Source organism: Exiguobacterium sp. s16 (assembly GCF_018618115.1).
Lineage (GTDB): Bacteria > Bacillota > Bacilli > Exiguobacteriales > Exiguobacteriaceae > Exiguobacterium > Exiguobacterium mexicanum_A.
Map to the genome: position 1 here is coordinate 263,888 of NZ_JACSLM010000003.1, position 19,272 is coordinate 283,159.

Annotated in this window: 20 protein-coding genes; 16 read left to right on the forward strand and 4 right to left on the reverse strand. The window is 53.4% G+C overall.

What is annotated here, in order from left to right; genetic code table 11:
- Window positions 1-30: 30 nt before the first annotated feature.
- From KNP86_RS08355 to KNP86_RS08370, 4 genes are all read right to left on the reverse strand, one after another.
- Complete coding sequence (locus KNP86_RS08355; RefSeq protein WP_034779220.1) at window positions 31-1,617, reverse strand: ABC transporter permease/substrate-binding protein; 1,587 nt, start codon at window positions 1,615-1,617, stop codon at window positions 31-33.
- On the reverse strand, window positions 1,614-2,738 hold the full coding sequence (locus KNP86_RS08360; protein ID WP_029594683.1) for an ABC transporter ATP-binding protein: 1,125 nt from the start codon (window positions 2,736-2,738) through the stop codon (window positions 1,614-1,616). The genes KNP86_RS08355 and KNP86_RS08360 overlap by 4 nt, the downstream gene beginning before the upstream one ends.
- Before the next feature lie 187 nt (window positions 2,739-2,925).
- Window positions 2,926-4,248: a (Fe-S)-binding protein gene (locus KNP86_RS08365; protein WP_251130464.1), complete on the reverse strand. Its 1,323-nt coding sequence runs from the start codon at window positions 4,246-4,248 to the stop codon at window positions 2,926-2,928.
- Window positions 4,245-5,645 (reverse strand): FAD-binding oxidoreductase, encoded by a 1,401-nt coding sequence (locus tag KNP86_RS08370; protein WP_251130478.1) that lies wholly within the window; start codon window positions 5,643-5,645, stop codon window positions 4,245-4,247. Before KNP86_RS08370 ends, KNP86_RS08365 begins: the two co-directional genes overlap by 4 nt.
- 646 nt (window positions 5,646-6,291) lie before the next feature.
- On the opposite strand from KNP86_RS08370, the gene KNP86_RS08375 reads away from it, so the two are divergent.
- From KNP86_RS08375 to KNP86_RS08450, 16 genes are all read left to right on the forward strand, one after another.
- A complete protein-coding gene (locus tag KNP86_RS08375; protein ID WP_029594686.1) occupies window positions 6,292-6,519 on the forward strand; it encodes a hypothetical protein in 228 nt (75 codons plus the stop codon).
- On the forward strand, window positions 6,516-6,929 hold the full coding sequence (locus tag KNP86_RS08380) for an ATP synthase subunit I (protein ID WP_029594687.1): 414 nt from the start codon (window positions 6,516-6,518) through the stop codon (window positions 6,927-6,929). Before KNP86_RS08375 ends, KNP86_RS08380 begins: the two co-directional genes overlap by 4 nt.
- Window positions 6,929-7,666, forward strand: coding sequence for a F0F1 ATP synthase subunit A (atpB, locus tag KNP86_RS08385; protein WP_021066134.1), 738 nt, complete (start codon window positions 6,929-6,931; stop codon window positions 7,664-7,666). Before KNP86_RS08380 ends, atpB begins: the two co-directional genes overlap by 1 nt.
- A 78-nt stretch (window positions 7,667-7,744) precedes the next feature.
- Window positions 7,745-7,957, forward strand: coding sequence for a F0F1 ATP synthase subunit C (gene atpE / locus KNP86_RS08390; protein ID WP_024370837.1), 213 nt, complete (start codon window positions 7,745-7,747; stop codon window positions 7,955-7,957).
- A gap of 71 nt (window positions 7,958-8,028) precedes the next feature.
- Window positions 8,029-8,556, forward strand: coding sequence for a F0F1 ATP synthase subunit B (gene atpF / locus KNP86_RS08395; RefSeq protein WP_021066136.1), 528 nt, complete (start codon window positions 8,029-8,031; stop codon window positions 8,554-8,556).
- Entirely contained in the window at window positions 8,556-9,089 is a 534-nt protein-coding gene (locus tag KNP86_RS08400) for a F0F1 ATP synthase subunit delta (RefSeq protein WP_021066137.1), read from the forward strand. Before atpF ends, KNP86_RS08400 begins: the two co-directional genes overlap by 1 nt.
- A gap of 18 nt (window positions 9,090-9,107) precedes the next feature.
- Entirely contained in the window at window positions 9,108-10,616 is a 1,509-nt protein-coding gene (atpA, locus tag KNP86_RS08405) for a F0F1 ATP synthase subunit alpha (RefSeq protein ID WP_029594689.1), read from the forward strand.
- A 36-nt stretch (window positions 10,617-10,652) separates the two neighbouring features.
- A complete protein-coding gene (atpG, locus tag KNP86_RS08410) occupies window positions 10,653-11,510 on the forward strand; it encodes an ATP synthase F1 subunit gamma (protein ID WP_021066139.1) in 858 nt (285 codons plus the stop codon).
- 34 nt (window positions 11,511-11,544) lie between these two features.
- Complete coding sequence (gene atpD / locus KNP86_RS08415; protein WP_021066140.1) at window positions 11,545-12,963, forward strand: F0F1 ATP synthase subunit beta; 1,419 nt, start codon at window positions 11,545-11,547, stop codon at window positions 12,961-12,963.
- A gap of 28 nt (window positions 12,964-12,991) precedes the next feature.
- Window positions 12,992-13,402 (forward strand): F0F1 ATP synthase subunit epsilon, encoded by a 411-nt coding sequence (locus KNP86_RS08420; RefSeq protein WP_021066141.1) that lies wholly within the window; start codon window positions 12,992-12,994, stop codon window positions 13,400-13,402.
- A 174-nt stretch (window positions 13,403-13,576) separates the two neighbouring features.
- Window positions 13,577-14,773, forward strand: coding sequence for an EAL and HDOD domain-containing protein (locus KNP86_RS08425; protein ID WP_214753706.1), 1,197 nt, complete (start codon window positions 13,577-13,579; stop codon window positions 14,771-14,773).
- A gap of 198 nt (window positions 14,774-14,971) precedes the next feature.
- Window positions 14,972-15,190, forward strand: a complete 219-nt coding sequence (locus tag KNP86_RS08430) for a DUF1146 family protein (protein WP_021066143.1) — start codon at window positions 14,972-14,974, stop codon at window positions 15,188-15,190.
- A 244-nt stretch (window positions 15,191-15,434) separates the two neighbouring features.
- The gene (murA, locus tag KNP86_RS08435) at window positions 15,435-16,736 is read left to right on the forward strand and encodes a UDP-N-acetylglucosamine 1-carboxyvinyltransferase (protein ID WP_029594691.1); all 1,302 of its coding nucleotides are present in this window, start codon (window positions 15,435-15,437) and stop codon (window positions 16,734-16,736) included.
- A 77-nt stretch (window positions 16,737-16,813) separates the two neighbouring features.
- A complete protein-coding gene (mreB, locus tag KNP86_RS08440; protein WP_021066145.1) occupies window positions 16,814-17,800 on the forward strand; it encodes a rod shape-determining protein in 987 nt (328 codons plus the stop codon).
- A 103-nt stretch (window positions 17,801-17,903) separates the two neighbouring features.
- The gene (locus tag KNP86_RS08445; RefSeq protein WP_214753708.1) at window positions 17,904-18,338 is read left to right on the forward strand and encodes a DUF4275 family protein; all 435 of its coding nucleotides are present in this window, start codon (window positions 17,904-17,906) and stop codon (window positions 18,336-18,338) included.
- The gene (locus tag KNP86_RS08450) at window positions 18,339-19,100 is read left to right on the forward strand and encodes an SDR family oxidoreductase (RefSeq protein WP_214753710.1); all 762 of its coding nucleotides are present in this window, start codon (window positions 18,339-18,341) and stop codon (window positions 19,098-19,100) included. It abuts the gene before it with no gap.
- Window positions 19,101-19,272 lie beyond the last annotated feature (172 nt).

Sequence of the window (19,272 nt, forward strand, 5' to 3'; positions counted from 1 at the left end):
ATGGATACGGGATGGTCGTCTTTTGCATGATTATTCTGCGATCAATCCTTCTTCGATGAGGAAGTCGCGGGCGACTTTCTCCGGACGTTGTTTTTCGACATCAGCAAGGTAGTTGAGTTCTTGCATCGTCTCATCCGTGATTTTCCCGCTCAGCAAGTTCAATACGTCCGCGAGCTCAGGATGCTCGGCGAGCGTCTCTTCGCTGACGATCGGGACCGCATAGTACGGTGGGAAGAACTGTTTGTCGTCTTCGAGGACGGTCAAGTCGAAACGCTTGAGCAATCCATCGGTCGAGAAGCTGTCGATGGCGTTACTCTCATTGTTCATGAGTGCCGTGTAGCGGAGTCCGCCGTCGACCGGTTTCACGTCTTCGAAGTTGAACGGGTACGCCTCTTTCAATCCGAGGTAGCCGTCTTCCCGGTTCGAGAACTCGATCGTCGGACCGAAGACGAGCTCGTCACTTACTGCGGCGAGGTCAGAGACGGTCTTTAAGTCGTACGTGTCGACGTCTTCTTGTTTGACGGCGATAGCATACGTGTTATTGAAGCCAATCGGGTCGAGCGTCCGGATATTAAACCGCTCGTTCACTTGCTTCACGACTTTGTCGTAAACGACGTCGGGGTCGTTCTCGACTTCTTGCTTCAAGACGTCGACGAACAATGTGCCCGTATATTCGACATACGTGTCAATCTCTCCGGTGCGCAAGGCGCTGAAAGCGACCTGTGTGCCACCGAGGTTCAGTTGACGTTTCACATCGAGGTCGGTCTTGTCCTCAATCAAGTCGGCGACCATGTTCCCGAGAATCAATTGCTCGGTGAAGTTTTTCGAACCGACGACAATCGTATCGTCTTCACGGGTGAAGGCGTAAATCGAACCGGCGAGGAGAAGCGTGAACGCCGTCGCGATGACGATGAGCGGCTTCGTCACTTTCTTCGCAGAACGACGTGTTTTCTTCTTCATCCGTCCATCCGCGAGGACGATGCCGTTCGGGGCTACTTTATACTCGATGCGACTGACGATGAAGTCAATCAACAAGGCGAGCAGTCCGGCCGGGATGGCACCGGCGAGGATTTGATTGTTGTCGACGGTCTGGATTCCGGCGAAGACGAGGTAACCGAGACCACCTGCTCCGACGAACGCCGAGATCGTCATGAGACCGACGGCCGTGACCGCCGAGATCCGAATCCCGGCCATGATGATCGGCAGTGCGAGCGGAAGCTGGATTTTACTCAAAATTTGGCGGTCGGTGAGCCCGATCCCTTTGGCCGACTCAAGCGTATCGCCCGGGATGCTCGATAGTCCCGTATACGTGTTTTTCACGATCGGGAGGAGCGAGTACAAGACGACCATGATGATGGCCGGGGTCGATCCGATTCCGATGAATGGGATCAAAAATCCGAGGAGTGCTAAACTCGGTACGGCTTGGACGACGCTCGTCAGACCGAGAATCGGCTTGGCGAGACGTGGAATCCGTAAGATGAGAATCCCGAGTGGTACCCCGAGTAAGACCGCGAGTGAGACGGCGAAGACCGTCAGCTGTAAGTGTTCGAGCAAGAGCGTCCCGATTTGGTCGGTGTTGCTCGTGAAGTAATTGAAAAACGATTGAATGGCATTCATATAGTTTCCTCCTCTTGCATGAATTGCTCACTGAGGACGGAAAGCAAACTGCTGCGTGTGATCAAACCGTGAAGCATCGAACCGTCGACGACCGGGAGATACCCTTGGTCGCTCGTGTTCATGACGTCTAAAATGTCGAGGAGCGAGTCCTCGATTGAGACGAAAGCATAGTTCGTGTTCATGACTTCCTCGAGCCGCTTCGTCTTGTCTTGGATGCCGTGGACATCTTTCAATTTGATGAGTCCTTGAAGGACACGATCACGGTCTGTGATCAACAAACTGTCGACCTTGCGGGAGCGCATGATTTCAATCGCTTGAAGCACCGTCCGCTTCCCGCTGATCGATACCGGGTCGGTGATCATGATGTCTTTCGCTTTAATGAATTCAGGGCTGTTCCAAATCCGATTCTTCCCGATGAACGACTCGACGTATTCGTCTTTCGGGTTCCGGAGAATTTGTTCCGGAGTATCGAATTGGACGATTTCCCCGTCGCGCATGATACAAATGCGATCGGCCAGCTTGATCGCCTCATCCATATCATGGGTGACGAACACAATCGTCTTTTTCACTTCTTCTTGAAGATTGAACAGTTCTTCTTGGAGATCGTTTCGAGTGACAGGGTCAAGGGCGCTGAACGGTTCATCCATCAAAATGACTTCCGGGTCGTTCATGAGGGCACGGGCGAAACCGATACGCTGCTGCTGACCGCCGCTCAATTCGCTCGGATAGCGATCGATGAATTGGTCCGGGTCGAGGCCGACCATGCGGAGGAGGTGTTCGGTGCGCGCATCCATGTCTTGTTCGGCGTGTCCTTCGAGACCGGCGATCAATTGAATGTTTTCGCGAATCGTCATATGCGGAAAGAGGCCGGTCTGTTGAATGACGTAGCCCATCTGGCGACGCAGTTCAATCGGGTCCATCTTCCGGGTATCCTGTCCGTTGACGATGATCGTCCCTTCCGTCGGCTCGATCAAACGGTTGATCATTTTGAGCGATGTCGTCTTCCCGCAGCCGGACGGGCCGATAAAGACGACGAGTTCACCTTTGTTGATGGTGAGGTTCATCTCTTTCAAGACGGTCGTGTTCTTGAATGTTTTTTGCACTTGTTTAAATTCAATCATGCATTCACCCTTTTCAATAATTATTTTCACATAACCTTATATGCCCGTTGTCGAAGGATTGTAAACATTATTTTTGAAAAAAGCGTTTAAAGGTCGAATAAAGCGGGGATTATTACTTCTATTTTTTTTATAAAAGGAGAAAAAAGAGGAACAGCACCCGGATCAGCGGGCCGTTCCTCTTGATTGGTCAGGATGACATCGCCTCGACGAGCAGGTCCGCCAAGTGGACGGCGCGCATCGATTCAGTCCCATGCTCTTGAATCCCGAGTTGCATCTGCATGTGGCAACCCGGATTTGACGTCACGATCGTTTGTGCTGCCGTGGCGTTCACGTGCCCCATCTTCATCTCGAGGATGTCGTTGGCGATATGGGGCTGCAGAATGTTGTACACACCGGCCGAGCCGCAGCAGTGGTCGGCGTGCTTCTGCTCGACGTAGACCGACCCTTCAATCGCCTGGAGCAATACCCGCGGGGCGAGTGCCCCTTTTTGGACGTTGCGAAGGTGACACGAGTCTTGGTACGTGATGAGTTGCGCCGGCAGCGTGAGCGGTACGCGGTCGAGGAAGCCGACCTCGAGTAAGATCGAGGCGAAGTCTTTGATCTTGGCCGTGAATCGTTCGGCGCGTTCGGCCCATTCCGGGTCGTGCTTCAACAGATGATCATAACCGACGAGGAACGCCCCGCAACCACCGGCGTTCGTGATGATGTAGTCGACGTCCTCGGCCTCGAACGCCGCGATGTTCTGTTTGGCGAGCGTGACGGCGCCCGCCTGTTCACCGGCATGTCCGTGTAGTGCCCCGCAGCACTGCTGCGCGTTCGGGATGACGATATCGCAACCTGCCGCTTGGAGCAGTTTGATCGTGTTCGCGTTCGTCTCATAAAACATCGTGTCCATCAGACAGCCGCTGAAGAAGGCGACCCGGGCCGTCGTCGCACACGTCGCTCGAATCCGCTCGGGACGACGACGGCGCTCCGTCTTCGCCGGGACCGTCGGTAAGATCGTCTCCATCTTTTGGAGTTGGTCTGGGAACCAGTCGAGGATGCGGAGTTTATGGGTGAGCGTCTGGACGCCGGACTGTTGATAAAAGCGAAGGAAGCCCGTTGCCGTCTCCATCTTCGCTTTGTTCAAGAACAGCCCGTCAAAGACGACTTTCCGGACGAGACGTTCGCGGACCGGCATCTGCCCGGTCGCACGTTTATGCTCGGTGATGGCGGCGCGGGCGTCCTCGAGCAGAACGCTATAGCGCACCCCGGCCGGGCATGCCGGCTCACAGGCGAGACAACCGAGGCATTCATTGAGCGTCTTCTCGACGCCCTCATCCGGTTCGATCAACCCGTCGACGACACCTTTCATGATGGCGATACGCCCGCGCGGGGATGCCGACTCGTCTTTCGAGCGGATATACGTCGGGCACGTCGGCAGGCAAAAGCCGCAGCGCATGCAGCCAAGCATCTCTTCATAGTCGAGTTGTTCGGTCATGCGGGTGGAAAGTTCGGTTCTTTGCTTCATGATTGGCCTCCTTGGACGATGCGTTTCTTCGCCGCTTTGGCGAACATCTTCTGCGGGTTCATGATGCCGTGCGGGTCGAAGGCGAGCTTGATGCCTTTCATGACGTCAATCCCGGCCGGTCCGAGCTTCCATTCGAGATACGGGGCTTTCATCGCCCCGACCCCATGCTCGCCAGTGATCGTCCCGCCGAGATCGAGCGCGGCGGCGAAAATATCGGCGAACGCCGCCTCGACGCGCTCCATCTCTTCGTGGTTCCGGGCGTCGGTCGCGACCGTCGGATGCAGGTTGCCGTCACCGGCGTGGCCGAACGTGGCGATTTGAATGTCGTACGCCCGCCCGATCGCTTCGATGCGCCGGACCATCTCGGCGATCTCGCTCCGTGGTACGGTCGCATCCTCTAAAATCGTCGTCGGGCTGAGCCGGGCGAGGGCGGACAAAGCGATGCGCCGGGCGTAGCGGAGTGTCTCGGCGTGCGCTTCGTCCCGGGCCACTTCGACCGACAAGGCCCCTTCCTCGAGACAAACAGCGTGCATCGCTTCGACATCTTGACGGACGACGTCACGCGGTCCGTCCTGTTCTAATAGAAGGAGAGCGCCGACGTCGGTCGGCAATCCGATGTTCGCATACGCCTCGACGACCTCGATCGTCTTCTTGTCCATGAACTCGAGCGTCGCCGGGATGATGCGGTTCTCGATGATGCGGCTCACCGTCCGGGCCGCGCTGTCCAAGTCCTCGAAATAGGCGAGCATCGTCTGTTTCGTCTCGGGGAGCGGGATGAGCTTGAGCGTCGCTTGCGTGATGACGGCGAGCGTCCCTTCCGAGCCGACGAGGACACGGGTCAAATCATAACCGGCGACGTCTTTCGCGAGCTTCCCGCCCGTACGGAGCACTTCGCCGTTCGGGAGCACCGCTTCGAGCGCGAGCACATAATCGGCCGTGACCCCGTATTTCAGCCCGCGCAAGCCGCCGGAGTTCTCACTGATGTTGCCGCCAATCGTCGAGATTTTCATCGAGCTCGGGTCCGGCGGATAAAACAGGCCTCTCGCCTCGACGGCTTGTGCCAAATGGGCGGTGATGCAGCCCGGTTCGACCGTCACCGTCAAATTCTTCTCGTCGATCTCGACAATCTTGTCCATATGACGGAAGTCCATGACGACACCACCTGAAAGCGGCGTCGCGCCGCCGGCAAGATTTGTCGCCGATCCGCGTGGGACGACGGGGATCCGGTGTTCGTGGCACAGCCGCAACACGGCCTGCACGTCCTCGGTCGAGCGGGGGGCCACGATCGCGTCTGGCATCGCTTGATAGTTCGGCGTCGCGTCAAATGAATAGGCGAGTCGGGTCGTCGAGTCCGTGAAGACGACATCGGCGCCGATCTCCTCGCGTAGCTGGGTCATCCAATCCATTCTAGTTCCTCCTCACACGCATCAACATGCATTCGATGCGGGCGTCGGTTTCGAAAGTCACAAAATCGACACATTTTTAGATAGCGCTTACATCGTAATCGTAGCCATTCGAACTGGTATTGTCCACCCATTTCGGCTTGATGGGAAGGGATTTCCAGGCGATTGACCGCTCGGAAAAGGCGGTGTGATATTCATCACTACAAATTCGTCAGAACCCCTCGACATGACAAAAAGATAATCGGTATACTGATACAGGACGATGTAAACGATTTCAAAATCGGGTCAACGTTTGTTTCAAAACCTTTTGTGAACGTAAGCCGTTTTGCATTGTAATTTCCAAAACGTGAAGGTATAACTGAACTATTCTTCATCTGGTTCGTAATGTGAAATGTTATAAAGTCAACATTTTTATTTCACCGTTTCTTCATACTTTCTTAAAATTTGATGATTTTAATTTAGTTTGTGAACTGCGTAAAAGCCTTGATACGACTTGATTTAAAGCGCTTTTATAATTGTGAAATCAATTGACTTCTTATGCCATTTCCAGTACTCTGAACTTGTGTGACTTTTGATGGTCACGCGAGTGTGAATCCGATGGAGAAGATGCATGGCTCGGCAGCTCGAAAGGGGGATGGGGATGACGAAAAAAGACAATCGTTACCTATCTTATGCCTCGCTCGCCTCTCAAATCTCGACCGCGCTCGCTGGACCGATCGTCATCGGTTATCTCGTTGGCCAATACGGGGCGAGACGTGAAATTTGGGGCACGTTTGGTTGGAATGTGTCAGTGCTTCTCGGAATGGCTTTCGGGATCACGGCGCTAGTTCTCACCCTTCGAAGTTTACTGACAGGAGAGGACGAATGAACTTACAACAAGTGCAAGCAGACAGAAAAGCACAACAGCAGTTGATGAAACGCTATACGAAGTGGTTTATCGGATGGTTCGCCATTCTCCTCATCGGAGCGCTCATCGTCCCTATGTACAAACCGGTATTTCTCGGCTTGTTCTTAGGCGGGGTCGCCAGTCTCATCATTCTACATATGCAGAATCGAAGCGTCATTCGGATGTTTGACGTAATCGAACATGGACGACGCCCGAAGTCGCACGGGACTGTTTCAAGGATGGCAGTCGGTGCACTAGCCGTGATAGTCGGTCTCTTTTATGAGGATCGAGTATCGCTGATTGCGGTGGTAACTGGTCTAATCGCCGGCCACATCATACAATTTGGCGAGTTCACACTTGCCCAGCTCAGCAGGAAAAGAGGTGAATACTAATGGGTCATGAGTTTCCCACATATTCTCTACAACTCGGAGATTATACGTTATATGGGAGCTGGACGAACGTCATTACGGTGCTGATCGCATCACTACTCGTATTTACGTTTGCCGTTTGGGGAACGCGACGCTTGGCTATGAAGCCGACTGGTAAGCAGAACTTAATGGAATTCTTCGCAGAATTCACACGCGGGATTATCTCGAGTGCGATGGACTGGAAGACAGGTGGCCGTTTTATCGGGTTTGGAATGACGTTGATTTTGTTCATTCTCTTCTCAAACTTAATGGGTCTACCGTTTAACGTCATTTCTGGTCACTATCTATGGTTCAACTCACCGACGGCCGATCCTTACGTCACGTTGGCATTGTCGACACTCGTCGTTGCAATGTCGCACTATTACGGCGTGAAGCTACACGGTTTGAAGCACTACTCGGCGGAATTCGTGAAGCCGGTCTGGTTCTTATTGCCGATCAAGCTCATCGAGGAGTTCGCGAACACCTTGACGCTCGGTCTGCGTCTTTACGGTAACATCTTTGCCGGTGAAATCATGATTACCATCATCTTGGGACTCGCAATTACCGCAGAAGGGGCACTTAACCCGCTCGGTGCTGTGTTCGCAATTCTCCCAATGATTTTATGGCAAGGTTTCTCAATCTTTATCGGGGTTATCCAATCCTACATTTTCCTGACGCTTGCAATGGTGTATATCGGGCATAAAGCTTCTGCCGAGCATTAATTCGGGCAGGTCTCGCCAAAGCGTTGAACAAAAAAACTATTTACTTAACTTTTAGGAGGAATATACACAATGGAACAAATGAATCTTCTCGCAACAGCACTCGTTATCGGTCTTGGAGCACTCGCGGCTGGTATCGGTAACGGTCTCATCGTATACGGAACAGTACAAGGACAAGCACGTCAGCCAGAACTCAAAAACGAACTTCGTCAAACAATGTTCATCGGTATCGGTTTGGTTGAAGCCCTCCCGATCATCGGTGTGGCTGTCGGTTTCCTTCTCCTCAACTCTTGATTACGAGTTAACGAGAACAACGTAAGAGGGAGCGTGTCTCCCTCACTTATTTAGTCAAGAGGAGGGTATGCATGGATACGATGATGATTGCAGCTGGTGCTGGCGGCGAAGGCCTCCGCATCCTGGATATGATCTTTACACTTTTCACATTCCTCGTACTCTTGGCCCTGTTGAAGAAATTTGCTTGGGGACCACTCCTTGGAATGATGAGACAGCGTGAAGAGTATGTAGCGAACGAAATTGAGCTCGCTGAAAAGAGCCGCAAAGATGCGGAAACATATGTAGTCGAACAACGTGACGCGTTAAGCGCAGCACGTACAGAATCGAAAGAAATGCTTGATTCAAGCCGTCGTCAAGCAGAAGCGGAACAAGCACGCTTGGTGGAGCAGGCGCGTTTGGAAGCCGAACAAATCAAGATCGAGGCGGGTAAAGCGATCGAACGTGAGCGTGAGCTCGCGAAGCAATCGCTCCAGACCGAAGTCGTCACACAGGCGCTCTCGGCCGCACGCCACGTCCTTCAGTCAGACCTTAAAGGCGACGAAGTGAAACAACGTGCCCTCGTTACAGACTTCCTGTCTAAAGCGAAAGGTGCTAACTGATGAACACATCGTTAGCAAAACGCTATGCCAAAGCGCTCTTCGACTTAGCGCGGGAACAAGGCACGCTCGACCAAGTCGAAGCGGAAGTGCGTCTGCTCGATGAAGTGCTCCACGCGACTCCTGAACTCACGGATCTCTTAACGAATCCGGCGATCAGTGACAGCGAGCTTGCACAGCTTTTAACACATAGCTTTGGTGACATGACAGATATCGTGCTCAACACACTTCTCGTCATGGTCGAAAACGACCGTGCGAGCGAAGTTCGCGGCTTGTCGCGCTACGTCCTTGATTATATCAACGACTACCGTGGCATCGCCGAAGGGTTCGTCACGAGTGCTTACCCGTTGTCGGCAACAGAGTTGAAAGAAGTCGAACTCGTCTTCGGTCAGAAGATGAACAAGACGCTTCAATTGAAGAACGTCGTCGATGAAGACGTCATCGGTGGACTCCGTGTCCAGATCGGCTACACGACGTATGATGACACAATCGAAAACAAACTAACACGCCTCGAGCGTGAATTGTTGAATGCGTAAGAAATAGGGGTGAATTCAATGACGATCAAAGCTGAAGAAATCAGCGCCCTGCTAAAAGAGCGGATCGCTTCGTACGGTTCTGAAATCGAAGTCAGTGAGACAGGTACAGTCATTCAAGTAGGTGACGGTATCGCTCGTGCATACGGACTCGATAACGTTATGGCGGGGGAACTCGTAGAGTTCTCTAACGGCGTAATGGGCTTGGCGCAAAACTTAGAAGAAGGTAACGTCGGGATTATCATCCTTGGCGACTACAAAGGCATCAAAGAAGGCGACTCGGTAAAACGTACGGGCCGCATCATGGAAGTTCCAGTCGGTGAAGCGCTCCTCGGACGCGTCGTCAACCCGCTCGGACAACCAATCGACGGTCTCGGACCGATCGTGACGGACACATACAACCCGATCGAGCGTAAAGCTTACGGCGTTATGGCCCGTAAGTCAGTTCACGAACCGCTCCAAACTGGGATTAAGGCGATTGACGCCCTCGTACCAATCGGTCGCGGTCAGCGTGAGCTCATCATCGGTGACCGTCAAACTGGTAAGACTTCGATCGCAATCGACGCGATCATCAACCAAAAAGAAGAAAACATGGTCTGTATCTACGTCGCAATCGGTCAGAAAGAATCGACTGTCCGTGGCGTAGTTGAGACGCTCCGTCAAAACGGCGCCCTCGATTACACGATCGTTGTTTCGGCATCGGCTTCACAGCCAGCCCCACTTCTTTACCTCGCACCATTCGCTGGGGTATCGATGGGTGAGTACTTCATGGACCGCGGACAACACGTCCTCGTCGTGTATGATGACCTCTCGAAACAAGCGGCAGCTTATCGTGAGCTCTCGCTTCTTCTCCGTCGTCCTCCAGGCCGCGAAGCCTACCCAGGGGATGTCTTCTACCTCCACTCACGCCTTCTTGAGCGTGCGGCGAAGTTGAACGACGAACTCGGCGGCGGTTCATTGACAGCACTTCCGTTCATCGAGACACAAGCGTCGGATATCTCGGCTTACATCCCGACGAACGTAATCTCGATCACAGACGGTCAAATCTTCCTTCAGTCGGACCTCTTCTTCTCAGGGGTACGTCCAGCGATCAACGCCGGTCTCTCGGTATCGCGTGTTGGTGGTTCGGCTCAAGTGAAAGCGATGAAGAAAGTTGCCGGTACGCTCCGTCTTGACCTCGCGTCATACCGTGAGCTCGAAGCGTTCGCCCAGTTCGGGTCGGACCTCGACAAAGCGACACAAGCGAAGCTCAACCGTGGACAACGGACTGTTGAAGTCTTGAAACAAGACTTGAACGCACCGCTTTCGGTCGACAAGCAAGTAATCATCATCTACGCTCTCACGAAAGGTCATCTCGATGACGTCCCAGTCGAAGACATCCGTCGTTTCGAAAAAGAAATGAACGCATGGCTCGACCAAAACCGTGCGGACCTCTGCCGTGAAATCCGTCAAACAGGAAACCTTCCTGCTGACGAGGCGATGGTCGATGCACTTACGGAATTCAAAAAGACGTTCTCGCCATCGGTTTAATCCGGTGACGAGCGTCTATTAAGGTGGTGAATCGAAATGGCATCATTACGTGAGATCCAGATGCGGATCACCTCGACCCAAAGCACGAAGCAAATCACGAAAGCGATGAACATGGTGTCGGCCTCGAAATTGAACCGCGCTCAAGGGAGCAACGCCAACTTCAAGCCGTACATGACCAAGTTGCAGGAAGTCATCTCGTCGATTGCCGGCGGTACTTCAGGCGCAACACACCCGATGCTTCAAGTCCGTCCCGTTAAACGGACCGGCTATATCGTCATCACGTCAGACCGCGGACTTGCTGGTGGATACAACGCCAGCGTCCTTCGTGACGTGTATCGCGAGTTGAAAGCCAAACACGGTTCAACAGACGAATACCGTCTGTACGTGATCGGGAAGGTCGGCGTTCAGTTCTTCAAGGCCCGTAACATTCCGGTGTACAGTGCCATGACAGGACTCAACGACCAGCCATCATTCGTTGAAGTCGCAGAGATCGTCAAACAGACGGTCGGCGCGTTCAGTGAAGGCGAGATCGATGAATTGAAGCTTTGCTACAACTCATTCATCTCTGTCATCAGCCAAGAAGTGAAGATCGATCGATTGCTTCCGCTTGGGAATATCGAACAGACCGCATCTAATGTGATGTATGAATACGAACCAGAAGAAGAAACGATCTTAGCAGCGCTCCTCCCGCGTTACGCGGAAGGACTCATCTATGGCGCGCTCCTCGATGCGAAAGTATCGGAGCACGCGGCTCGGATGACGGCGATGTCGAACGCGACGGACAACGCGGATGAACTCATCCGTGGACTCAAGCTCAAGTTCAACCGCGCGCGTCAAGCGGCGATCACACAAGAAATCACAGAGATTGTCGGAGGTGCGGCTGCGCTTGAATAAGCGCACGCCCTCTAGATTGTAGGAGGCTAACACGATGAACGAATACGGCATGAAAGGCCGCGTAGTCGCAGTCATGGGCCCAGTTATCGACGTTAAGTTCGACAACCACTTACCGAACATCTACAACGCCCTTAAAGTCACGCATGTGGCTGAATCGGCGCAAGATGTCAGTGTCGACTTGACGCTCGAGGTGGCGATTCACCTTGGGGATGACACGGTCCGTACGATTGCGATGGACTCAACGGACGGCGTTCGCCGCGGCATGGAAGTACTTGACTTAGGTTCACCGATTTCAGTACCGGTCGGAGAAGAGACGCTCGGTCGTGTCTTCAACGTACTCGGTAACCCGATTGACGATAAAGAAGTATCACCGACTGTCCGTCGGTCACCAATCCACCGTCTCGCACCGACGTTCGATGAATTGTCGACAAAAGTTGAGATCTTGGAAACAGGGATCAAAGTCGTCGACCTTCTCGCGCCTTACATCAAAGGTGGTAAAATCGGCCTCTTCGGTGGTGCCGGTGTAGGTAAAACCGTTCTCATCCAGGAACTCATCAACAACATCGCGCAAGAGCACAGCGGGATTTCTGTATTCGCAGGAGTCGGCGAGCGTACGCGTGAAGGAAATGACTTGTTCCACGAGATGACGGACTCAGGCGTTATCAAGCAAACGGCGATGGTCTTCGGTCAGATGAACGAGCCGCCGGGCGCGCGTCTTCGCGTAGCCTTGACGGGTCTTACAATGGCAGAATACTTCCGCGATGAGCAAGGACAAGACGTTCTTCTCTTCGTCGATAACATCTTCCGTTTCACACAGGCAGGTTCGGAAGTTTCGGCCCTTCTCGGTCGGATGCCATCTGCCGTAGGTTACCAGCCGACACTCGCGACGGAAATGGGTATGCTTCAAGAGCGGATCACGTCAACAGCTAAAGGATCGGTTACATCGATTCAAGCCGTATATGTACCAGCCGATGACTATACTGACCCGGCTCCAGCGACAACGTTCGCTCACCTTGATGCAACGACTAACTTGGAGCGTCGTCTTTCGGAGATGGGGATTTACCCAGCCGTTGACCCGCTCGCATCGACTTCACGTGCCCTCTCGCCTGACATCGTCGGACCAGAGCACTACGAAGTAGCCCGTAACGTCCAGCAGACGCTTCAACGTTACAAAGAGCTTCAAGATATCATCGCAATCCTCGGTATGGACGAGTTGTCTGAAGACGATAAGCTCACGGTTCACCGTGCACGTCGCATTCAGTTCTTCTTGTCACAAAACTTCCACGTGGCTGAGCAGTTCACAGGCCAAAAAGGTTCGTACGTACCAGTTAAAGAGACAGTCCGCGGCTTCAAAGAGATCCTCGATGGTAAACACGATGATCTTCCAGAAGATGCATTCCGTCTCGTTGGTCCAATCGAAGACGTCATCGAAAAAGCGAAGACGTTGGTCTAAGACCTACACGGAAGGGGGAAACTAGACGATGAATACTCTTCACGTCAACGTCGTCACCCCGGATGGTGCAGCCTATGAGGGCGAGGCACGGATGGTCGTCGCAAAATCGGTGACTGGTGAACTCGGTATCTTACCGAAACACATCCCGATGGTGACACCGCTCGACATCTCAGTTCTCAAACTGCGCCACGAAGATGGTGGACGCACGCTGATCGCACTCAGCGGCGGTTTCATGGAAGTTCGTCCCGACACGGTGACGATCTTAGCTGAAACAGCCGAAATGGCGGATAAAATCGACTACGACCGCGCTTCTGCGGCGAAAGTTCGTGCCGAGCGTCGTCTCCAAGACACGAAGCTCTCGGACCTCGAATTCCGTCGCGCGGAGCTCGCGCTCAAAAAAGCGATCAACCGCTTGAGCATTCGCGATATCAAAGAATAACCAACATCTCTCCTGCAGCCGCAGGGGAGATTTTTTTGCGTCTAGACCGAATAGATTACGTTCCTTCTATATATATAGGTCAAAAGCATCAGAAGTTTCACGCCCAAATAGTGGAAGGGAGGGGCGCCTTATCCGATAATATAGGTGGGAACTACGGTAAAGGAGCTAAAGGGAATGAAAGTTTATGTTGCGCGCCAACCGATCTTTGATCAGAAATTACGCGTCTGTGGCTATGAACTGTTATATCGCCGCAGCGAGAAAAATATATTTGAACACGTCGATGACGCACTCGCGACCGCCGACGTGATACATAATGCCTATCTCGTCTTCAACTTTCGGGAGTTGACGGAAGGGACGCGGGCGTTCATCAACTTTCCACAAAATTTGATTGAGAGCGAAGTGCCGGCTTTGTTGCCACGGCAGACACTCGTCGTCGAAGTGCTCGAACACGTCGAGCCGACAGAGAAAGTATTGGCCGCCTTGCGCTCCTTGCGCCGGAAAGGTTATACGATCGCCCTCGACGACTTCGTGTTCGAAGAGAAGTATCGACCGCTCATCGGGCTCGCCGATATCATTAAAATCGATTATCAAGCAACGCCGATCGACCAACAGAAGCGGCTGATCGATGCGCTCGGGCATCGCGTCGAATTTTTAGCGGAAAAGATTGAGACGCCGTTTGAATATGAGATCGCCAAAAAACTCGGCTATCACATGTTCCAAGGTTATTTCTTCAGCCGGCCGACGGTCGTCCACGGTGCCGAGGTTCATCCGCTCCGGCATACGCTCGTCGAAGTGTTGAAAGAGCTCGATACGCCAGAGCCGAACTTCCGCCGCATCGCGAGCCAAATCGAACGCAGTGTGGATTTGTCGTATAAGATGTTGCGTTCGGTCAACACGGTCTATCAGAAAGGTCGTCATACGATTCAATCGATTGAGCAGGCCGTCGCACGAATCGGTCTCGATGAGATGCGGCGCTGGTCGTACTTGATGTTGCTTCGGGAGCTGCAGACGTCCGAATCGAAAGAATTGATTAAACAGAGTGTGATCCGGGGCAAGATGATGGAGCTGATCGCCGCCGAGACGTTGCCGCAAGTGACGGCGTTCGATGCGTTCATCACCGGGATCTTCTCGTCGCTCGATGTGATTTTGGATGAGGAGATGCAGACGCTCGTCTCGGAGCTGCCGGTCGAACCAATCGTCAAGGCAGCGCTCCTCGGAGAAGACAACGAGTTGCGCGGTTTACTCGACATGGTCCTCGCCTACGAGCAGTTGACCGTGCCTGTCGAGGAGACAGCGCCTGACTTGTCACGTTACTATGTCGAGGCGATTCGATGGAGCCAAACGTATGATGGCGAAGTGAATAATGTTTGAAATGTTGAAGGGACGTCAATTACTGTACTAAGGCCATGCGCCGATTGACGTTCCTTTTTGTATGCGGTTTATGGAGAGAAAGCGAGTTGATCGGATGAACCCATTCCACCACTCACTTAAACGCTAAGTCTTTTTTTCTCTGACGTGACATGCTATGATTAAAAATGGTACGAATTTTTGAAAAGAGGGGAATCGTCGATGTTGAACACCGTGTTATCGCTCGTCATTTACGTCGTAGCGATCTACGTCGCTTGGTGGGCACTCATGCCGGTCAAATGGGACCGCTTGCTCAATCAAGTGAGGAGTCCGCAAGCAGCAGTCTTGCGTGTCCTCGTGGCCGTCGTCTTCGGTTCACTGATCGCCCAGTTCTTTTTGGAGTATATCCGATTGGCCCAGGCGCTCGCACCATTACAGTAGGCAGGGAAACGATTACTAAACTGTAATCCTGCTGTAACGTTTCTTATATGTTTATCGTGTAGGATAAATTCGTCTGACATGACGAATTTTTCATCAGAATTTCATGAGTGCTTTTATTATTATTTTTCTCTCTGATGAAGCGTCACGTGTTACAAACCATCGTAGTAATCGACATAACCACATCCGGTAGCGGATATCGACGTATAAAACAAAAAAACAACGAAGTTGGAGGACAAAGAGAGATATGAAGGATTTGATTGTAGTCCGTGGAGGACGTAAATTGTCAGGTACTGTGCGTGTTGAAGGAGCTAAAAACGCCGTACTCAAAACATTGGTTGCCACTCTTTTAGCAAGCGAAGGAAAGTCGGTACTTCAAAACGTGCCACGCCTCGCTGATGTGTACACGATTAACAAAGTACTTCGCCACCTCGGTGCAGAGGTTGCGTTTGACGAAGCGAATAACGAAGTCACTGTCGATGCGTCGGGCACAATCAAAGACGAGGCGCCGCTTGAGTACGTCCGCAAGATGCGTGCCTCGATCCTTGTTATGGGTCCTCTCCTTGCTCGTCTTGGGCATGCGCGTGTCGCAATGCCAGGCGGTTGCTCGATCGGGTCACGTCCGATTGACCTCCACTTAAAAGGCTTCGAGGCAATGGGCGCGAAGACGGTCATCGGCAACGGTTTCGTCGAAGCTTCGGTCGACGGTCGCTTGAAAGGTGCGAAGATCTACTTGGACTTCCCATCTGTCGGCGCGACAGAGAACATCATGATGGCGGCAGTCCTTGCTGAAGGAACAACGGTCATCGAAAACGTCGCCAAAGAACCTGAAATCGTCGACCTTGCCAACTTCTTGAACGGTATGGGCGCACACGTCCGTGGTGCCGGTACAGAAACGATTCGAATCGAAGGCGTGGAGAAACTCCATGGTGCCGAGCATTCAATCATCCCTGACCGCATCGAAGCCGGTACGTTCCTCGTTGCTGGAGCGATCACAGGTGGCGACATCGAAGTCATCGGCGCAGAGCGCGAGCACCTTCGCCCGCTCATCTCGAAGATGGAAGAAATGGGCGTCAAGTTCGAGGATACGTCAGAAGGCATGCGTGTCATCGCACCGGATGTGTTGAAGCCGGTCGACGTGAAGACGATGCCACACCCTGGTTTCCCGACTGACATCCAAGCACAAATGATGGCGCTCGTCTTGAAAGCTGGCGGCACATCGGTCATCACCGAAACAGTGTTCGAGAACCGCTTCATGCACGTCGAAGAATTCCGCCGTATGAACGCAGACATTAAAATCGAAGGACGCTCGGCGATCATCAAAGGCGGCGTTCGCCTCCAAGGTGCTGAAGTCGTCTCGACTGACCTTCGTGCCGGTGCTGCCCTCGTCCTCGCGGGACTCATCGCGGACGAAGAGACACGCGTTGGCGATCTCTACCACATCGACCGTGGCTACGTCGACTTCCACAAGAAATTGCAAGCGCTTGGTGCTGACATCGAGCGGATCCAAGGGAACGTCGAAGTTGCCGAAGAGATGGTCAAGAACTAATTAATAGACTCATAGGAGCGAGGAGAGACTCTTCTCGCTCTTTTCAATGAAGTAACGAACGGAGGAACCTACACACCATGTTTTCAAAAGATATCGGGATTGATTTAGGAACAGCAAACGTCGTCATCCACGTCAAAGGTCGAGGCATCGTCCTCGACGAGCCATCCGTCGTTGCCATCAAGCGTTCGACAGGGAAAGTACTCGCTGTCGGAACGGAAGCGTATCAGATGGTCGGACGTACGCCAGGTGACATCGTCGCCATCCGTCCACTCCGTGATGGGGTCATCGCTGACTTCGCGACAACCGAAGAAATGCTTCGCCATTTCGTCGAGAAGATCCAAGTCCGCGGTTTCTTTGGCGGCATCCGCATGCTCATCTGTACACCGGCAAACGTGACACCGGTTGAAGCGAAAGCGATCCGTGAGGCGGCCGAGAAGGCCGGCGCGAAAGAGGTCTTCCTCGCCGTAGAACCGAAGGCAGCAGCGGTCGGTTCGGGCATGGACATCTGGAAGCCGGTCGGCCATATGATCGTCGACATCGGTGGCGGGACGACAGACGTTGCCATCCTCTCGATGGGCGATATCGTCTGCGGTGAAACGATTAAAATCGCCGGGGACCGTTTCGATACGGACATCCTCCGCGCCATCAAAGACAAGCATAAGCTCGTCATCGGTGAGCGGACGGCCGAGCAAATCAAGAAAGAGATTGCGACGGTCTTCCCAGGCGGTCGTAACGAGACGATGGATATCCGCGGTCGTGACATGGTGCGTGGGCTTCCGCGTACGGTAACGATTACGTCGGAAGAACTCCGTGAAGCGATGGCCGAATCGGCGAATGAAATCGTCGAAGCGACGAAGCGCGTCCTCGAACAGACGCCTCCGGAACTTGCAGCCGATATCATCGACCGCGGCATCATCATGACAGGTGGCGGCTCGCTCCTCCACGGAATCGACCAGCTCGTCGCCGAGCGTGTCGGATTGCCGGTCATGATCGCCGAAGAGCCGACGCTCAGCGTCGCGCACGGCACGGGCATCATGCTCGAGCATTTGGATCGTTTGAAGTAATACGATATAGAGGTACGACGTCTGCAGGCGTCGTGCCTTTTTTTGCGTTCAACACTGTCTGAATTTCCTGGAAATGGATAGAATAAGAGAGGGAGGGCTGCATATGAATCCATTGATTGAGCGATTGATGGCGAAAGGGGTCGAGGTCACAGAGGTTGAAGACCGGGGCCAAGAAGCGCGTCAGACATGGGTGGCGCACTTCATACGACCAGAACAGCCGACACGGCTTTCTCCTTATCTATGGGAGGATATCGTGGCAAGGACTGACAGCTGTCTCGTCGGAACGGCTGCTGATCACGCGTTCGAACGGGCCGGAAAGTGGAAAGCGATCCTCTTTTTTCAACACTCGAACGATGTGCTCGAGCTCGATTTGACGCAAGCAAAACCACTCACTAGGAGAGACTTGATTGTCGAGACCATGGACTACGCGGATATCTATATCGTCGATCCGGCTTACACGTGGACGTATGTCATCCCGCACGAAGCGGACTGGGGACCGTATTTTCTCACTAAATTAGGAATGAAAGGGGATGATTGAATGACACGACCACTCACACTCATTACCGGTGTCAGCCGGACGCAAGGCATCGGGGCGGCCATCGCGCGAAAACTTGCTATGGCAGGCCACGATTTGTATATGACGCACTGGAGCCCGTTTGACGGCACGGAAGGCATCGGAGCGGAACCCGACTTCATCGACGGCTTTGTCGACGAATTACGAGCCTCAGGCGCCCGTGTCGCACACGAGGCGTATGATTTGTCGTCTGGAGACGCAGAAGGGCTGCTCGACCGCGTCGAAGCGGCGCTAGGTACTCCGAGCCGTCTCATCAACAACGCGACGTATGAGCGGCACGTGAGTGTCGATACGTTCTCGACCGAGACGCTCCGTCGCCATTATCTCGTCAATAACGAAGGGACGCTCGGCCTGACGTTCGCCTTCATCGAGCGATACAAACGAGCGGCGCATACGGACGGACGCATCTTGTTCATGGTGTCCGGGGGCGCGGATGCGTCCAACCTGGCCTATATCGCCACAAAGGGTATGTTGATCGCCATCACACCGGCGCTCGCCAACGGGGCAGGGCAGTACGGAATCTCTGTGAACGCGCTCGATCCGGGTCCGACCGATTCGGGTTGGATTGATGACGCGCTCCGTGAGCAGCTCGTACCGCTGTTCCCGCATGGGCGTGTCGGGACACCCGAGGACACGGCCCGCTATATCGCGTTCCTCATGGGGCCGGACGGGGTGTGGGTCAACGGGCAACATCTTCACGTCGACGGCGGCTTCGTCGGCCGTTAAAAAGAGCTTGTCCCATAGATAGGAACAAGCTCGGGTTGTGAACGAACCGATTCGCCAAACAGCGAGTTGGTTCGTTTTGAATGGGGGCGACGGTGTATAGTTGCCGTCTCTTGTGTTCAATGATTGTTATGTGAATGAAGAGCGATAGACATGAAAAACGGCCGCCTGAAGG

What these genes read in the sequence shown, in the direction of transcription:
- KNP86_RS08380 (WP_029594687.1), top strand. Translation starts at nt 6,516, where the DNA reads ATGAACTTACAACAAGTGCAAGCAGACAGAAAAGCACAACAGCAGTTG.
- KNP86_RS08360 (WP_029594683.1), bottom strand. Translation starts at nt 2,738, where the DNA reads ATGATTGAATTTAAACAAGTGCAAAAAACATTCAAGAACACGACCGTC.
- atpE (WP_024370837.1), top strand. Translation starts at nt 7,745, where the DNA reads ATGAATCTTCTCGCAACAGCACTCGTTATCGGTCTTGGAGCACTCGCG.
- KNP86_RS08445 (WP_214753708.1), top strand. Translation starts at nt 17,904, where the DNA reads ATGAATCCATTGATTGAGCGATTGATGGCGAAAGGGGTCGAGGTCACA.
- atpB (WP_021066134.1), top strand. Translation starts at nt 6,929, where the DNA reads ATGGGTCATGAGTTTCCCACATATTCTCTACAACTCGGAGATTATACG.
- mreB (WP_021066145.1), top strand. Translation starts at nt 16,814, where the DNA reads ATGTTTTCAAAAGATATCGGGATTGATTTAGGAACAGCAAACGTCGTC.
- KNP86_RS08365 (WP_251130464.1), bottom strand. Translation starts at nt 4,248, where the DNA reads ATGAAGCAAAGAACCGAACTTTCCACCCGCATGACCGAACAACTCGAC.
- atpG (WP_021066139.1), top strand. Translation starts at nt 10,653, where the DNA reads ATGGCATCATTACGTGAGATCCAGATGCGGATCACCTCGACCCAAAGC.
- KNP86_RS08355 (WP_034779220.1), bottom strand. Translation starts at nt 1,617, where the DNA reads ATGAATGCCATTCAATCGTTTTTCAATTACTTCACGAGCAACACCGAC.
- KNP86_RS08425 (WP_214753706.1), top strand. Translation starts at nt 13,577, where the DNA reads ATGAAAGTTTATGTTGCGCGCCAACCGATCTTTGATCAGAAATTACGC.
- KNP86_RS08370 (WP_251130478.1), bottom strand. Translation starts at nt 5,645, where the DNA reads ATGACCCAGCTACGCGAGGAGATCGGCGCCGATGTCGTCTTCACGGAC.
- murA (WP_029594691.1), top strand. Translation starts at nt 15,435, where the DNA reads ATGAAGGATTTGATTGTAGTCCGTGGAGGACGTAAATTGTCAGGTACT.
- KNP86_RS08430 (WP_021066143.1), top strand. Translation starts at nt 14,972, where the DNA reads ATGTTGAACACCGTGTTATCGCTCGTCATTTACGTCGTAGCGATCTAC.
- KNP86_RS08420 (WP_021066141.1), top strand. Translation starts at nt 12,992, where the DNA reads ATGAATACTCTTCACGTCAACGTCGTCACCCCGGATGGTGCAGCCTAT.
- atpF (WP_021066136.1), top strand. Translation starts at nt 8,029, where the DNA reads ATGGATACGATGATGATTGCAGCTGGTGCTGGCGGCGAAGGCCTCCGC.
- atpD (WP_021066140.1), top strand. Translation starts at nt 11,545, where the DNA reads ATGAACGAATACGGCATGAAAGGCCGCGTAGTCGCAGTCATGGGCCCA.
- atpA (WP_029594689.1), top strand. Translation starts at nt 9,108, where the DNA reads ATGACGATCAAAGCTGAAGAAATCAGCGCCCTGCTAAAAGAGCGGATC.
- KNP86_RS08450 (WP_214753710.1), top strand. Translation starts at nt 18,339, where the DNA reads ATGACACGACCACTCACACTCATTACCGGTGTCAGCCGGACGCAAGGC.
- KNP86_RS08375 (WP_029594686.1), top strand. Translation starts at nt 6,292, where the DNA reads ATGACGAAAAAAGACAATCGTTACCTATCTTATGCCTCGCTCGCCTCT.
- KNP86_RS08400 (WP_021066137.1), top strand. Translation starts at nt 8,556, where the DNA reads ATGAACACATCGTTAGCAAAACGCTATGCCAAAGCGCTCTTCGACTTA.